Raw genomic sequence first — 15,037 nt, 5'->3', positions numbered from 1 at the left:
CAAGTACCGGGGCATTTTGTTTTTAGTGAGTAACTGCCATGTCGTTAACCGTTCGCGAGGTTTCGCGGTGATTGCCACTCGGCGCAGCGCCGATGGTTTTGCCCTGCAAGTGATGCTCGGGTTGTGTCTGATCTGGGGTATCCAGCAGGTGATGATCAAATGGGCGGCGGCGGACATCGCACCGGTGATGCAGGCCGCCGCACGTTCCGGAATTTCCGCATTACTGGTGGGGTTGCTGATCTGCTGGAAGGGCGGCTGGAATCAGGTTGGCAGCACCTGGCGCGGCGGTTTGCTGGCGGGTGGTCTGTTTGCCACCGAGTTTTTGTTTATCGCCGAAGGTCTGAAACTGACCACGGCGGCGCACATGTCGGTGTTCCTCTATACCGCGCCGATCTTCACCGCATTGGGCGTGCACTGGCTGCTGCCAAGCGAGCGTTTGCGGCGGTTGCAATGGCTGGGGATCCTGCTGGCGTTTATTGGTATTGCCGTGGCATTTGCCGGGGGCGTGTCCTGGGACAATCTGGACCGGCGGATGCTGCTCGGCGATGCGTTTGGCGTTCTGGCCGGGGCCGCCTGGGGCGCGACGACGGTGGTCGTGCGCGCCTCGCGGTTGTCGGAAGCACCGGCGACCTTGACCCTGTTTTATCAACTGATCGTCGGTTTTCTCGGCCTGCTGCTGATTGCCGCGCTAAGCGGGCAGATCACCCACGTCCACCTGACTAACGTGGCGGTGGCCAGCGTGCTGTTCCAGGGGCTGGTGGTGTCGTTTTTCAGCTACCTGACGTGGTTCTGGCTGCTGCGCCGTTACCTGGCGTCGAACCTCGCGGTGTTCTCCTTCATGACGCCGCTGTTCGGTGTCACCTTCGGGGTGTTGCTGCTCGGTGAGCCGTTGAGTGTCAACTTTGTCGTCGGTGCCGTGCTGGTGTTGCTCGGCATCACCTTTGTCAGCGCAGAACAGTGGGTGCGCCGTCGTTTGCGCACAATGCTGGAGCGTTGAGTGGACGCAGCAGCAAACCACCGGCTACCAGCAGACCGCTGCCCGCCACCATCAACGCCGGTTGCAAGCCACCACTGAAGTGGCTGCTCAGCGCTGCCAGCAATGGCCCGCTGAGCTGACCCACGGCAAAACACGCGGTCAGCAGGCCGGCATTGCGCTGGGTGGCCTGCGGCGCCAGTTCTCGCGAGCGCTGCATCACCAATTGCATGCAGGCCAGAAACGGCGTGCCACAGAGAATCACCCCCAGGGCCAGACCTAGACCGCTGCCCAGCAGGCAAGCGAAGACCCCGGCCGCTTGCAGCCACAACGTCGCGATCAGCCAGTGACGGGTGGCATTAGGGTTATGCCGGCGCAAACTTACCAGCAGCACACCGATGGCGGACGCCAGGCCAAAACACGGCCAGAACAAATCGGCCAGCCATTGGCCGTGAAAACGGGCACTGGCCATCTGCGACAGAAAGGTCGCAGGAATGATGTAGCCCAGACCGTACAGCGCGTAGATCAAATCCAGTCGCGGGATACCGACACTCTTTGAAACGCCGGCCGTGGGGGTGGCTGCCGCGCTCGCGGTCGGTTGCGGCAGGATCGGCAGAATCACCAACAGCATTGCCAGGCCTACACCGGCATACACCAGCCACAAGGTCGCGGAGCTTTGTCCCAACAGGTTCGAACCAAGAGCGAGCAAGCCCGTCAGAAAAATCCCCAGGCCCGGCCCGGCGAATACCAGTGCGCCGAGCCGTGGACGTCCGGCAGCCATCGCCAATGGCTGACTCAACGCGGTGATCATGACCAGCACCCAGGCGCTGGCGACGCCGGTACCGAAGCGCAAAACCAGATGCGGCCAGAAGCCCGTGGCCCAGAACGAGGCGAGGGTCAGTAGCACGCACAGCCACAATCCGCCGAGCAGGCGCCGACGAACCTGCTCGGGGCGATGGGCGAACATCGCGTCCACGGCACCGATGAAGTAGCCCAGGTAATTTGCCGCCGCAATCAGACCTGCGGCAGTCAGGTCGATCTGACCTTCGCTGAGCAAATGCGGCAGCTGCGGAGTGAGCGCAAAGCGCCCAATGCCCATGGCCATCATCAAGGCAATGAAACTGGCGAGTAAGCGTACAAGCGGCGACATGATCAGGATTCCTGCAGCGGAGCAATGACCGTCAGGCTAGGACTGATTGACTTTCTTTAAAAATGAATAATAGTGAGTAACTTGTTCTTATTTGGAGAAAGGTGTGGAATTCAGCCAATTGCGCATCTTCCAGGCGGTGGCCGAGGAAGGTTCCATCACCCGCGCCGCCGAACGCTTGCATCGGGTGCCGTCCAATTTGTCGACCCGGCTCAAGCAGCTTGAAGATCAGCTGGGTGTAGAACTGTTCTTGCGTGAGCGTCAGCGTTTGCAGTTGTCGCCCGCAGGCAAAGTACTGTTGGACTACACCGCCAAGCTGTTTGCCCTGCATGACGAAGCCCACGCAGCCGTGCAGGGCGGGCAACCGGCCGGCGATTTCGTGCTGGGCACCATGTACAGCACCGCGGCGATTCATCTGCCGGGTTTGCTGGCGCGCTATCACCGCACTTATCCGGCGGTGAACCTGCAAGTGCAGTCGGCGCCCAGCGGCGAATTGCTCGAAGGCCTGCTCACCGGGCGTCTTGACGCCGCGCTGGTCGATGGCCCGCTGCAACTGGCCGGGCTCGACGGTGTGCCGCTGTGTGACGAAAAACTGGTGCTGATCAGCGAAGCCGATCACCCGCCGGTACGCAGCGCGCTGGATGTGCAGGGGCGCTCGGTGTTCACCTTTCGCCAGGGCTGTTCCTACCGGATGCGCCTGGAGGCCTGGTTCGCCCATGATCATGCGGCGATGGGCCGGGCAATGGAAATCGAGTCCTATCAGGGAATGCTGGCGTGTGTGATTGCCGGCTCCGGCGTGGCGCTGATGTCCGAGTCGATGCTGGCCAGTCTGCCGGGACGCGAGAGTGTGGCCGTGCATCCGTTGGCCGAACCTTTCGCCAGTGCCACCACCTGGCTGATGTGGCGCAAGGGTATGCTCGGCGCCAATCTCAATGCGTGGATCGAGGTGCAACAAGCGGCGTTCGGTGGTGGCCGACCGATGGGGGCTGATTTTGATGAATTCGGTAACAGATCTTTGCCTATTGAGGCGAGCATTGCGTAAGACTTCGGACTACTATCTGTATGAAGCGTCTATAGAACCTGGTCGCTCAGCACTACCCTGAAGGGGGGGCACCATGAAAGAGAAACTGCAAAACTGGCTCCATGACCTCGGTGTCGCGCTTGGTTTGATCGAACCACCTCTGCAACCCGTGCCAATCCGCACCGACGATGAGCAACGCCGCCGTCAGCAACGCCGCCGGTAAACGAGGTAAGGCGTAAAGGAATCGCAGCCTTCGACCATCGCGTCGGAGGCGCGAGAGTGCCGCGCTCGCGCACTCGCTTTAAGCGTGCTGTTGCAGCCAGTGGTCAATCATCGTGTGCAACTTCTCCCCCGAAAAACTCCCGAAATGTCCGCCATGCACCGTGCGAATCGGCAACGAGCGCAAGCGTTGCAGGCTGCGGGCGTAATCCTCAAGGTTGGAATGGTAGGCGTCTTCGACCAGCGGTCCGTCGTAGATGATGTCGCCGCTGAACAGCGTGCCGGTGGCAACTTCAAAAAGGCTGATACCACCCGGTGAATGGCCGGGAGTGTGCAGCACCTGCAAGGTTCGATTACCCAGGTCCAGCACGTCACCTTCTTCGATCAATCCCGTGGCGGGTGCGGCTTTGACCCGGTATTCGGCGTAGCACAGCGGGCAATCGGGGTGGGCTTCGAACATCTCGTCGCCGACAAACGCCCTGGAAAGGGTGTTGTCGCCGTCGGGTTCGGCGAGGATCTGTGCTTCGGCCGGATGCACCAGCCGTTCGGGGAATTCGTGATGACCGGCGATATGGTCGAAATGGCAATGACTGGCCACGGCCACCAGCGGCCGGTCGGTCAGCCAGGGCAGTTGCTCGCGCAGGCTGACCAGGCCCGAGCCGCTATCGAGCAGCAGGTCTTTGTCGCGGCCCTGAATGTGCCACAGGTTGCAGCGGTAGAACGGTCGAATATAGGGCTCGTGAATCAGCCGAATGCCGTCGCTCAGGTGTTTGACTTCGAACCATTGGTCGCGGCTGACGATTTTCATGGTGCCTTCCTCCAGGCGAAAAAAACGGGTGCAGCAACCGACGCTGCACCCGCCGAAGAAAAGGTTCAAGCCATAATTGGTTTCAGCTTATATCGCGTTCGCCACGGCAACCGGGCGAGGGGACAGCAGGCTGACCACGATGAAGCTCACCAGGCCGATCGCCAGGCTGTAGTAGATCGGGGTGTTGGCATCCAGGCCATCCTTGAACATGAACACCAGGGCAATCACAAAGCCCAGGCCCATGCTGGCGATAGCGCCGGAGGTGGTTGCCCGTTTCCAGAAAATAGCCCCGATCAACGGCACCAGCATGCCGCCCACCAACAGGTTGTAGGCCAGGGTCAGGGCACTGATCACGTCACTCACCACCAACGCGATACCGAGCACGACAATACCGGTCAGCAGGGTGAACAGGCGGTTGATGCTCAGGCTCGATTGTTTACCACCGCGCAGTTTTGGCAGCAGGTCTTCGGTCAGGGTGGTGGATGCTGCGAGCAGGCCGGCGCTGGCGGTGGACATCATAGCGGCCAGGGCTGCTGCGATGACCAGGCCACGGATACCGTCAGGCAAGGACAGTTTGACGATTGCGGCGAAGGCGTTGTTGACGTTGTCCAGGTCCGGGATCAGTACGTGCGCAGCCATACCGATCAGCGCACAGGCCAGACCGTAGAGAATGCAGTAGAAACCGGAAATGGTGCCTGCATACTGAGCGACTTTTTCGTTCTTGGCGGTGAACACCCGTTGCCAGATGTCCTGACCGATCAGGATGCCGAAGAAGTAGATCATGAAGTAAGTGATGATGGTGTCCCAGCCGATGGTGGTGAAGCTGAAGCTGGATGCCGGCAGTTTCAACACCAGCTCATCCCAGCCACCCACGCGGTACAGGCAGATCGGCAACAGGATGAACATCAGGCCGACGGTCTTGATCACGAACTGAACGATGTCGGTCAGGGTCAGCGACCACATGCCGCCGATGGTCGAATACACCACCACCACGCCACCGCCGAGTACTACCGAAATCCAGAAGGGCAGGCCGAACAGCACTTGCAGCACGGTGCCGATCGCGAGGATCGAGGTCACGCCGATCATCAGCGCGTAGGCCAGCATGATCACCGCACTGGCCTGGCGGGCCATCGGGTTGTAACGCTTTTCGAGGATCTGGGTAACGGTGAAGATTTTCAGTTTGAGCAGCGGCTTGGCCAGGAACAGGTTCAGCGCGATGATCCCGCAACCCAGTGCGGCGCAGAGCCAGAAACCGGAAATACCGTGGACGTAACCCAGGCGAACGGTGCCCACCGTCGATGCGCCGCCCAGTACGGTAGCGGCCATGGTGCCCATGTACAGGGTTGGACCGAGGTTACGACCGGCCACGAGGTAGTCTTCGTGGGTCTTGGCCTTGCGCATGCCGTAATAGCCCAGCACGAGCATGCCGGCGGCATAGATGAGTACAACGAATAAATCCAAAGCCATGAAGCGTGTCTCCGATTGTCTTTCTTATAAGAGCTTTGCAGGTGCGAGGGTTCTTGCGTGTAGTAAGCGAAGCAGGCATCGGCGCTGAAGCACGCGGGGGGAGTGTTGCGGACAAACGCCGACCCCGTCAGGTGGCGGCGTTCACGCGCTAATCACGTTCGCTTGGGGTCAAGCCTCAGCGGTGCGCCACGCCCGGCAGTACGCAGAGCATTTCGTACAGCAGGTTGGCGCCCAGCAGCGAGGTGTTGCCGGTGGTGTCGTACGGCGGCGAGACTTCTACCAGGTCGCAGCCAACCAGGTCGAGGCCTTGGCAGCCACGAACGATTTCGATCGCCTGAATGGTCGTCAGGCCGCCGATTTCCGGGGTCCCGGTGCCGGGTGCCCAGGCCGGGTCGATGCCGTCGATGTCGAAACTCAGGTACACCGGGCCACCGCCGACTTTTTCGCGGACTTCAGCCATCAGCGGTTCCAGCGACTTGTGCCAGCACTCCTCGGCCTGAACCACGCGGAAGCCCTGTTTGCGGCTCCAGTTGAAGTCTTCAGCGGTGTAGCCCTGTGCGCGCAGACCAATTTGCACGACGCGATCGCAATCCAGAAGGCCTTCTTCAACGGCGCGACGGAAGGTGGTGCCGTGGGCAATCTTCTCGCCGAACATGTGATCGTTCACATCGGCGTGGGCATCGATGTGCACCAGACCGACCTTGCCGTGTTTTTTGTGGATGGCACGCAGGATCGGCAGGGTAATGGTGTGGTCGCCACCGAGAGTCAGCGGGATCACGTCATGTTCGAGGATCTCGTTGTAGGACTCTTCGATGATCCGCACGGCGTCCAGCAGGTTGAAGGTGTTGATTGCCACGTCACCGATGTCGGCAACCGATAGCGAGTCGAACGGTGCAGCGCCGGTGGCCATGTTGTACGGGCGGATCATTACCGATTCTGCACGAATCTCGCGCGGTCCGAAGCGGGTGCCGGCCCGCAAGGAGGTGCCGATGTCCAGCGGGATGCCGATGAAAGCAGCGTCCAGGCCGGCAGCGGTTTGCAAGTGGGGGAGTCGCATCATGGTGGCGATGCCGCCGAAGCGCGGCATTTCATTGCCGCCCAGTGGTTGGTGAAGAATCTTGTCCACGGGTATGGCCTCATCATCATTGTTTTATTTATGGGGTTGCACCGCGCAAAGGGATCGCACAGGCACCTGTTGAGCGGATTCTGCGAAATGCGGGGTGGGAGAAGAATCGCTGCCGGCAAATACTTAGTTCAGATTTTTCTAAACTAATGGCGAGGAGGGAGATAGACTTCCCCCCAATGAAAGCTGGAATACGTCCTGTAGCAGCTGGCGCAGCCTGCGTTCGGCTCGGTCCGCGCTCGGGCGCGGCAGTCGTGATTGCGATACTTGGGGTGTCAGGAAAATTGAGTTGCCTGGATGGCGACCGCTCCGCGGCCGAACGCAGGCTGCGCCAGCTGCTACGGAGGGCGGTGTCGTGACGACAACAGCATTTCACTTGGAGTCTTCACCATGGCCAACGCTTTACCCGACCTGAAACTGTTGCGCATCTTCGTCAGCGTGGTGCGGCATCAGGGGTTTGCCAACGCGCAGCAAGAGCTCAACCTCTCGACATCGGCCATCAGCACCTACATGAGCCAGCTCGAAGCGGCGTTGGGTTTGGTGCTCTGTCATCGTGGGCGTGGCGGTTTCAGCCTGACCAGCAAGGGCGAGCTGTTCCATCAGGAGACGTTGCGCCTGTTCGGTGAACTTGAAGGTTTCGAGCAATACGCTGCGGCGCTCAAGGGTGAATTGCGCGGTACGCTCAACCTCGGGGTGCTCGACTCGACCGTCAGTGACAAGGCCTTGCCGTTCGCCGAAGCCATTGGCGCCTACAGCCAGGAACACCCGGCGGTACATTTACACCTGTCGGTGATGAGCCCTTACGAGCTGCAGCTCGGCGTGCAGGACAACCGCCTCGATCTGGCCATCGGCTCGTTCTCTACGCGCATGAGCGGACTGGTCTACATGCCGTTGTACCGTGAACAACATTGGCTGTATTGCAGCAATCGCCATCCCTTGTTCAGCGAGCGGCGTATTCCCGAACAAGTCATCACCCAGCAGCGCATGGTTGGTCGTGGTTACTGGAGCCAGGCCGAACTGGCCCGCCACGGCTTCAAGCACAGTGCAGCGACCGTGGAAAGTATGGAAGCACAGCTGATTCTGGTGTTGTCCGGCGCCTACATCGGCTACCTGCCGGAACACTACGCTCAAGCCTGGGCCGACAAGGGCGATTTGCGTGTGCTGCTGCCGGCCACTTTCGGCTACCAGGCCCCGTTTTCGATGATCGTGCGTCGTGGGCGCAGTCGCGAGCCATTGATCCAGACCTTCCGCGACTTGCTCAAAGCGCAGCTCAACCAGGCCTGATCGGGGGGAATCGTATGTCCAGAGTTCAATGCGCCCGTTGCCTGCGCCCGCAAACCCATTGCCTGTGCCCGTTGATTCCGAGCCTCGACAGTCGCACCCGGGTGCTGCTGTTGCAGCATCCGAGCGAGGTGAACCATGCGTTGAACACCGCGCGGCTGGCGGCGTTGGGGCTGAACAATGCGGAGCTGATCGTCGGCGAAGTGTTCGAGGATTTACCGCGTCTGCTGAATCAACCGGGTTACCGGGCCCGCTTGTTGTTCCCGGCCGACGATGCACAACCGTTGCAGGCCTATACGCCTGACGATCATCCGTTGCTGCTGGTGGTGCCGGACGGCACCTGGCGCAAGGCGCGCAAGATGCTGCACCTCAATCCATTGCTGGCAGCGTTGCCCCGAGTGACGCTGGCCGAAGGCGCGGTTTCGCGCTATCGGTTGCGCAAGGCACCGGGGCCGGGAGCGTTGTCGACGGTGGAGGCGATCGTGCAGGCATTGCAAACGCTGGAGGCACCGACGACCTTCGAGCCGCTATTGCGACCGTTTGAAGCGCTGATCGAAGGGCAGATCGCGGCGATGGGGGAGGAGACGTACCAGAAAAATCATGGTGGGGCTGATTCATAATCAGCAGGTCTACCAAGTCGCCCCCATCGCGAGCAAGCTTGCTCGCGATGGCAATGGACCAATCAAAGCCGATCCCGGTAAAAAACCTACCTCTCGCGCATCGCTTCGGTGCGGGCCTTGAGCACCGGTTTGAGCAAGTAATCCAGCACGCTTTTCTCGCCGGTAATGAGGTCCACCGTAGCGACCATCCCCGGGATGATCAGCAGCGGCTTAACGTCGCCGCCCAAGTGGTTTTTGTCGGTGCGTACCTGAATCAGGTAGAAGCTGTTGCCCTTGTCGTCGGTGATGGTGTCGGCCCCGAGCAGTTCGAGTTTCGCGCTCAGGCCGCCATAGATCGTGTAGTCGTAGGCGCTGAACTTGACCATGGCTTTCTGGCCAGGATGCAGGAACGCCACGTCTTGCGGGCGGACCTTGGCCTCGATCAGCAGGTTGTCTTCCAGCGGCACGATTTCCACTATGTCGCTGCCCGGCTGAACCACACCACCGATGGTGTTGACCTTCAGTTGCTTGATCACCCCGTGCACCGGCGACACCACCGTGGTGCGGGTGACCTGGTCATCGATGGCAATGCTCGACGCGGTGATTTTCGACAGGTCGGTGCGTTTCTCGTTGAGCTCCTTGGCGGCGTCCGAGCGAAAGCCTTGCACTGATTCATCGATCTTGCTTTTGATCTCGTTGATCGCCGATTCGGCCCGGGGAATCGCCAGGGTGGTGGCGTCCAGCGAACCACGGATTTCCACAGCGCTGCGTTTGAGACGAAGCATTTCCACTGGTGACACCGCGCCGGTTCCCACCAGCGGTGCCGACATGTTCATTTCCTGTTGCAGCAAACCCAGACTGGAACTGAACTGGCCCTGCTTGGAACGAAACTCTGCCAATTCCTGGGTTTTTTGTCGAAGTTGCTCCGTCAGTGTACGTTGCTCGCTGGCCAGGCGACGTTGTCGTTGTTCAAACAGCGCGCGCTCGTCTTCAGCCACTTGCGGGGCGTTTGCGATGACCTCGTCAGACAGCTTGAAAGGCCGACCCTCGGCTTCGGCAGACAGCCGTTCGACCTTTGCGATCAAAGCAAGGCGATCCGCCTCACTCTCGCCCTTGTTAGACAGAAACCGTGTGTCATCAAGGCGCAGCAGGGTATCGCCCTTGTTCACGATTTGCCCTTCCCGCACGAATATCTCGGTGACGATACCGCCCTCCAGATTCTGGATCACCTGAACCTTGCTGGACGGTATGGCCTTGCCCTCACCCATGGTGACTTCTTGCAGCACGGCGAATTTGGCCCAGACCAGCGCAGTGATGATCAGCGCCGCGGCGATCCATACGGTCATCCGCGACCAGCGCGGCGAATCCTGCAGCGATGCTGCGTAGATGTCGGGCATGAATTCGCTTTCTGCGCTTTTGCTGAAGCTATTGAAATAGCCGCGTGAACCTTGTGACGCAGACATAGGCGACTCCTAAACAGCCACAGAGCCGACACGGCCCTTGCGCAGTGCATCGATGACTGCTTCTTTCGGACCGTCGGCGACGATCCGGCCGTTGTCCAGCACCACCAGACGGTCCACCAGGCTGAGCATCGAGGTGCGGTGGGTGACCAGCAGCAAGGTTTTACCCTGAACCCACTTATGCAGGCGTTGGCGCAAAACTTCTTCGCTGCTGTTGTCCATGGCGCTGGTGGGTTCGTCGAGCAACATGATCGGCGGGTCGAGCAACAATGCTCGGGCCAGCAGCACCGCCTGACGCTGGCCGCCGGACAGCAACTGGCCGCGCTCACCGACAGGCCGATCAAAGCCTTGCGGGTGCTGGCGGGCGAGGTCAGTGACACCGGTCAGTTCGGCCACTTCGAGCATCCGCGAGTCGCTGATATAGCGGGCGCCGAGGGTCAGGTTGTCCCGCAGGCTCCCGGCCAGTAGCGGAAGGTCGTGGGCGACATAACCGATTTGCTGGCGCAGGTYGGCGACGTCCAGTTGCCTCAGGTCCAGACCATCGAGCAGCAGTTGGCCTTCTTCCGGTGCATAGAAACCCATCACCAACCGCGTCAGGGTGCTTTTGCCCGAGCCGCTGCGGCCGATGACACCGATCCGTTCGCCGGGTTTTACACTGAAGCTGACGTTGGACAGCGCCGGGGAGTTTTGCCCGTTGTAGTGGAAGGTTACGCCGCTGACGTCCAGTGCCCCCAGCAGCTGCGTGCGCTCAAGTGGCCGCTGTTTGGCATCGCGTTCTTGTGGCAGGGACATCAGCGTATCGGTGCTGCGCATGGTCAGTTGGGCTTGTTGGTAGCGGGTGATCAGCCCGGCGATTTGCCCCAACGGTGCGAGGACGCGGCTGCCGAGCATGTAGGTCGCCACCAGGGCGCCGACGCTGAGGTTACTGGCGATGATGCTGTAGACCCCGGCGACGATGGTCGCCATGCCGGAGAACTGCTGGATGAACTGTGTGCCGTTGGTGACCAGCGCCGACAGGTGGCGGGCATGGCTGTCGAGGCGGGTGAGGGCGCCGTGGGTGCTTTCCCATTTGTGCTGGCGTTCGCTTTCGGCACTACAGGCCTTGAGGGTTTCCAGGCTGCCGAGGGTTTCGATCAGCAGTGCCTGGCGTTCGGCGCCAAGCGCCAGACTCTTGCGGACCGTGTCGCGCAGGCGGATCTGGACCATCATCGCGAAGAGGATAGTGATCGGGAACGCCAGCAATGGGATGACCACCAGCCAGCCACCGAGCAGGCCGATCACCACCAGCATCAGCACCGTAAACGGCAGGTCGATCAGGCTGGTCAGGGTCACGGCGGTGAGAAACTCGCGCAGCCCCTGGAAGTCATGGATGCTTTGGGCAAAACCGCCAATGGTTGCCGGTCGCGCTTTCATCGACATGCCGGTGATACGTTCGAACAAAGTCGCGGAAAGGATCACGTCGGTTGTTTTCCCGGCGGTGTCCAGCAAATGCGCGCGTACGATCCGCAGCACCAGTTCAAAACCGGTACCGATCAACAGCCCAATAGCCAGCACCCACAAGGTCGAGGTGGCCTGGTTCGGCACCACCCGGTCGTAGGTCTGCATTACAAACAGCGGAACCATCAGCCCCAGCAGGTTAATCAGGAGACTCGCCAGAATTGCATCGCTGTAGAGCCAGCGCGACAGCTTCAAGGTGTCGCGAAACCAGGCCTCGACGCGCGGCACCAGCGGTGAGCGCAAGTCTTCGAGCTCATGCCGTGGCCGGGCGAATAACGCCTGGCCACTGTATTCCTCGGCCAGTTCTTCACGGCTGACCCATTGTTCACCGCCCTCGGCCTCGCTAGGCAGAATCAGCGCCTTGCCATCGTCGCCCCAGCGCCGCAAGACCGCGCAGCGGCCATTCTTGAGGATCAGCATCACCGGCAGGTTGAGCGTTGATATCGACGCCAGTTCACGCCGCAGCAATCGCGCCTGCAAACTGGCCCGAGCCGCTGCACGGGGCAGTAGCTCCAGGCTCATGCGTTGCCTGGCCAGTGGCAGCCCGGCACTGAGGCTGGCCCGGCTGACGGTGCAGTCGTGCAGCTTGCAGAGGATCAACAAACCATCCAACAGCGGATCATCAAAGCTCAGACGTGGATCAACGCCATTGTTGCCGGGTTCCATGCTGGTCAAATCGATCTCTCCAGTGAGCTATCTCATTTCAGGCAAACGGGCTTCGCTCTTCACTTCGGTCTGGGCGATCGCTTCCGCCGGCACCACGACTTTTTCCCTGGTCAATAATTCACCCATGTTCGCCAACACTCGGTACATGGAGAACTCCTTGCTGTAACGCACTTCGGTGTAGCGGCGATTGGCGTTGTACAGCTCGTTTTCACTGTCCAGCAGGTCGAGCAGGGTCCGTTGGCCAAGGCCGAACGGGTCCTGGTAGGCCGTACGTACCCGGGTGGTTGTCCAGTGTGCTTTGAATCGCTTCGCTCAGTGGCATGGCCTGGGTCTGATGTGAACAAGCCGTGGCCAATAAAATCGCGCAGCAGAGGGGGTTCGAAACGGCCATAGTCCCTGATCCTGATGGTGCTTATCAGTCGCCAAATAATTGGCGAGATTTATAGGTCAAGCTGTTTCAGGCTTGTAACAGAGAGCTAAGAACATCTTGGAGAGAAACCAAGAGGAATTTCTCATAAGGCCTATGTCAAAAAAAGCTAATGCGCTCTGCTAAATCCAGTACATCGTTCAAACCGAAGACCCTTGGTTTATAAGCTTTAGAGAACTTTGGCGGTCTGAAGGAGCGCTCAATCACGTTTTTCAACGTAGGGCGGGGAAGTGGTGGAGGGGATGGAACGGCGCGTTTTTTTGAATGGCATTTTTTTTGACACTCGTCTCGAGAAATCTTGACGCTGCTTACGCAGGAGGGGGCTGACGAGAAGTTGATTTCATTCGGTTTTACCCCGGCAGAAACAACCAGCCTGCGAGGGCCATGTGGGGCGAGAAGATCGCAACGGAGCGCAATTTACGCTGAGCCAGGTAACTGCAGTGCGAACAGGCAGAAGAACCTGCGTCGGTACAGACTCAGCCAGCCCACGCCCCATTTGGGTTTCAGCTCATTTGAGCCGCGCCAGTGTTGAGTGACCATAKCCCTCTCGCCCTTTTTTTGCCAAAAATAGACCGCCAAAATATCGACACTTAAGTGTCCGCTTGTCGGAATATTGGCGCTTTTCACCTTTCCCTTCGGGTAGCGCCTTTACAAGGTCTGACCCGACAGCTAGACAAATATCAACCTGATATCAGGAAAGGCCGTCTCCTTGACGCAGTGATATCCCAAGGCACGGCCCCCCACCCAGCCATTATTTCAGGAGTCCCTTCCACATGGGTGCTCTCGGTTTATTGCGTGCCATGCGCAGCGCAATCCCAGGCTTGGTCCCACGTTCGCCCAACCTGTCTTGCGATCCGTTCCTCAAGCGCGGCGAGCTTCTCCACCTTCGCGATACCGGCGCCCCTCTGCCGGCAGCGCCCATCCAGTCAGGCCCGGCAGTCGGCTGCCCAGCTGGCCGACGATGTCTGGCGACCGTCTCGTACCGCTCCCGAACAACCTGAGCGGTACAAAAACGGGACTTCGTCCCCATCGCCTCACAGACATCGGATGACGACATCGTGAATGGACAGAACACTGCGCCGGTTTGCTCCAGCAAAGAAGAGTCCGTTTTGTGGCTGTTAGCAGTCCGTAGCGATTTTTAAAGAACTGGCATTCTCGGGAGTAAGACATGGCTACCACCACTACCAGCGGCGGAACCGTTACTTCGTTTTCCAACACCCCGCAGGCAACGGATGACATCTTCACTACTGGTGTTATTGGCACGGGCAGCGCGACCATCACTGAAGATCTGCAGGGGGTCGTGTATCTGGACGTCATGTCCAATGATCTGGGCGGCAACGCGAAAACGCTCTGGTCGCTTGATGACGCGCTCAGCGCTTCCACTGCGACCAAGATCTATGCCCCCGCCGACCTCCTGACCCAAGACACGAGCAGAATTGAGGCGCTTGATCCGCTCAGTGGTGACCACAGTCGCCAGGGTGCCAAGATCTGGATCACCCAGGATGGCAGGGTCGGCTACGATGCCGCTACTTTGTCGGATGCTTTCAAGGTACAACTCCAGGCGCTTGCTGTCGGCGAGTCCCTGACAGACAGCTTTACCTATGCGATTCGTCTCGGCAACGGCACGCTCAGTTGGGCCACTGCGACCGTGCAGTTTGCGGGGCGCAATGACGCTCCGGTGGTGACTGGCACAGTAACCGGTAATGCCGATGAGGACGGGCATGCTGTCACGTTGAACGCGCTAGCACACGCCTCAGACGTCGATCATGGCACTACACTTTCTGTCGTTAACCTCCCGGCTTCCCTACCAGCCGGCGTGAGCTATGACGCGATAACGCATTCTTTCACGCTTGACCCGACGAACGCGGCCTACCAACACCTCGCAGCAGGCGAGCCGATGACGGTGACGGTGAGCTTTGGTGTTACCGACGGCATCGCCACGACTCCCGGGTCGATGTCATGGTTGATCACCGGCACCAACGACGGTCCGGTGGCGGTGGCCGATACGGCCGCCGGTACGGARAACCAGGCCCTGACCATCAACGTGCTGGCCAACGATACCGATGTCGACGACGGTCACCTGTTCACGCTGAACTCGGCCAGTGCGCCGGCAAACAAGGGCACGGCCAGCGTGGTCGGCAACCAGCTCGTATTCAATCCGGGAGCCGACTTTGATCATCTGGCGCAGGGCGTGGTCGAGCACGTGACGCTCACTTACCAGATGCAGGACGAACACGGGACGCTCTCGAGTTCCACGGTGGACGTGACCATTACCGGCACCAACGATGCGCCGGTGGCGGTGGCCGATACGGCCGCCGGCACGGAGAACCAGACCCTGACCATCAACAA

12 protein-coding genes and 1 pseudogene are annotated in these 15,037 nt (G+C 60.0%); 6 read left to right on the top strand and 7 right to left on the bottom strand.

Annotation, left to right across the window (positions count from 1 at the left end):
- Positions 1–67: 67 nt before the first annotated feature.
- On the top strand, positions 68–997 hold the full coding sequence (locus tag AC1DHT_RS26025) for a DMT family transporter (RefSeq protein WP_054596231.1): 930 nt from the start codon (positions 68–70) through the stop codon (positions 995–997).
- Here AC1DHT_RS26025 and AC1DHT_RS26020 read toward each other — a convergent pair.
- Positions 945–2,123: an MFS transporter gene (locus AC1DHT_RS26020; RefSeq protein ID WP_427540710.1), complete on the bottom strand. Its 1,179-nt coding sequence runs from the start codon at positions 2,121–2,123 to the stop codon at positions 945–947. The two genes, AC1DHT_RS26025 and AC1DHT_RS26020, sit on opposite strands and share 53 nt — an antisense overlap.
- Positions 2,124–2,226: 103 nt before the next feature.
- On the opposite strand from AC1DHT_RS26020, the gene ptrR reads away from it, so the two are divergent.
- Together ptrR and AC1DHT_RS26010 are read left to right on the top strand one after the other, a co-directional pair.
- A complete protein-coding gene (gene ptrR, locus AC1DHT_RS26015) occupies positions 2,227–3,162 on the top strand; it encodes a putrescine utilization regulator PtrR (RefSeq protein WP_427540713.1) in 936 nt (311 codons plus the stop codon).
- A gap of 73 nt (positions 3,163–3,235) precedes the next feature.
- The gene (locus AC1DHT_RS26010; protein ID WP_009042667.1) at positions 3,236–3,364 is read left to right on the top strand and encodes a PA1414 family protein; all 129 of its coding nucleotides are present in this window, start codon (positions 3,236–3,238) and stop codon (positions 3,362–3,364) included.
- 78 nt (positions 3,365–3,442) lie between these two features.
- On the opposite strand, the gene AC1DHT_RS26005 is transcribed toward AC1DHT_RS26010, so the two are convergent.
- The 3 genes from AC1DHT_RS26005 to speB form a co-directional block, all read right to left on the bottom strand.
- The gene (locus tag AC1DHT_RS26005; RefSeq protein ID WP_427540716.1) at positions 3,443–4,168 is read right to left on the bottom strand and encodes an MBL fold metallo-hydrolase; all 726 of its coding nucleotides are present in this window, start codon (positions 4,166–4,168) and stop codon (positions 3,443–3,445) included.
- Positions 4,169–4,255: 87 nt separating this feature from the next.
- A complete protein-coding gene (locus AC1DHT_RS26000; RefSeq protein ID WP_427540719.1) occupies positions 4,256–5,635 on the bottom strand; it encodes a sodium:solute symporter family protein in 1,380 nt (459 codons plus the stop codon).
- 175 nt (positions 5,636–5,810) lie between these two features.
- Complete coding sequence (gene speB, locus AC1DHT_RS25995; RefSeq protein ID WP_054596236.1) at positions 5,811–6,761, bottom strand: agmatinase; 951 nt, start codon at positions 6,759–6,761, stop codon at positions 5,811–5,813.
- A gap of 387 nt (positions 6,762–7,148) precedes the next feature.
- Between speB and AC1DHT_RS25990 the strand changes: the two genes are divergently transcribed.
- The gene (locus AC1DHT_RS25990; RefSeq protein ID WP_427529820.1) at positions 7,149–8,042 is read left to right on the top strand and encodes a LysR family transcriptional regulator; all 894 of its coding nucleotides are present in this window, start codon (positions 7,149–7,151) and stop codon (positions 8,040–8,042) included.
- A 14-nt stretch (positions 8,043–8,056) separates the two neighbouring features.
- The gene (locus tag AC1DHT_RS25985; RefSeq protein ID WP_427540722.1) at positions 8,057–8,659 is read left to right on the top strand and encodes a tRNA-uridine aminocarboxypropyltransferase; all 603 of its coding nucleotides are present in this window, start codon (positions 8,057–8,059) and stop codon (positions 8,657–8,659) included.
- An 86-nt stretch (positions 8,660–8,745) separates the two neighbouring features.
- On the opposite strand, the gene AC1DHT_RS25980 is transcribed toward AC1DHT_RS25985, so the two are convergent.
- The 3 genes and pseudogenes from AC1DHT_RS25980 to AC1DHT_RS25970 form a co-directional block, all read right to left on the bottom strand.
- Positions 8,746–10,101, bottom strand: coding sequence for an HlyD family type I secretion periplasmic adaptor subunit (locus tag AC1DHT_RS25980; protein ID WP_347929292.1), 1,356 nt, complete (start codon positions 10,099–10,101; stop codon positions 8,746–8,748).
- A 9-nt stretch (positions 10,102–10,110) separates the two neighbouring features.
- Entirely contained in the window at positions 10,111–12,270 is a 2,160-nt protein-coding gene (locus tag AC1DHT_RS25975) for a type I secretion system permease/ATPase (RefSeq protein ID WP_477761524.1), read from the bottom strand.
- Between the two features lie 18 nt (positions 12,271–12,288).
- Positions 12,289–12,549: pseudogene (locus AC1DHT_RS25970) on the bottom strand (TolC family outer membrane protein); the annotation flags it as partial.
- A 1,307-nt stretch (positions 12,550–13,856) separates the two neighbouring features.
- Between AC1DHT_RS25970 and AC1DHT_RS25965 the strand changes: the two are divergent.
- A partial coding sequence (locus tag AC1DHT_RS25965; RefSeq protein ID WP_477761523.1) for an Ig-like domain-containing protein occupies positions 13,857–15,037 on the top strand: 1,181 nt, incomplete at its 3' end.

The organism is Pseudomonas sp. 05N432 (assembly GCF_056396945.1).
Note: the sequence above shows the minus strand (reverse complement) of the source record. Positions and strands in the feature narration are given on the sequence as shown.

Excerpts from the sequence above, each read along its gene's own strand:
- AC1DHT_RS25990 (WP_427529820.1), top strand. The coding sequence starts at position 7,149 with ATGGCCAACGCTTTACCCGACCTGAAACTGTTGCGCATCTTCGTCAGC.
- AC1DHT_RS26005 (WP_427540716.1), bottom strand. The coding sequence starts at position 4,168 with ATGAAAATCGTCAGCCGCGACCAATGGTTCGAAGTCAAACACCTGAGC.
- AC1DHT_RS26020 (WP_427540710.1), bottom strand. The coding sequence starts at position 2,123 with ATGTCGCCGCTTGTACGCTTACTCGCCAGTTTCATTGCCTTGATGATG.
- AC1DHT_RS26010 (WP_009042667.1), top strand. The coding sequence starts at position 3,236 with ATGAAAGAGAAACTGCAAAACTGGCTCCATGACCTCGGTGTCGCGCTT.
- AC1DHT_RS25980 (WP_347929292.1), bottom strand. The coding sequence starts at position 10,101 with ATGTCTGCGTCACAAGGTTCACGCGGCTATTTCAATAGCTTCAGCAAA.
- AC1DHT_RS25985 (WP_427540722.1), top strand. The coding sequence starts at position 8,057 with ATGTCCAGAGTTCAATGCGCCCGTTGCCTGCGCCCGCAAACCCATTGC.
- AC1DHT_RS26000 (WP_427540719.1), bottom strand. The coding sequence starts at position 5,635 with ATGGCTTTGGATTTATTCGTTGTACTCATCTATGCCGCCGGCATGCTC.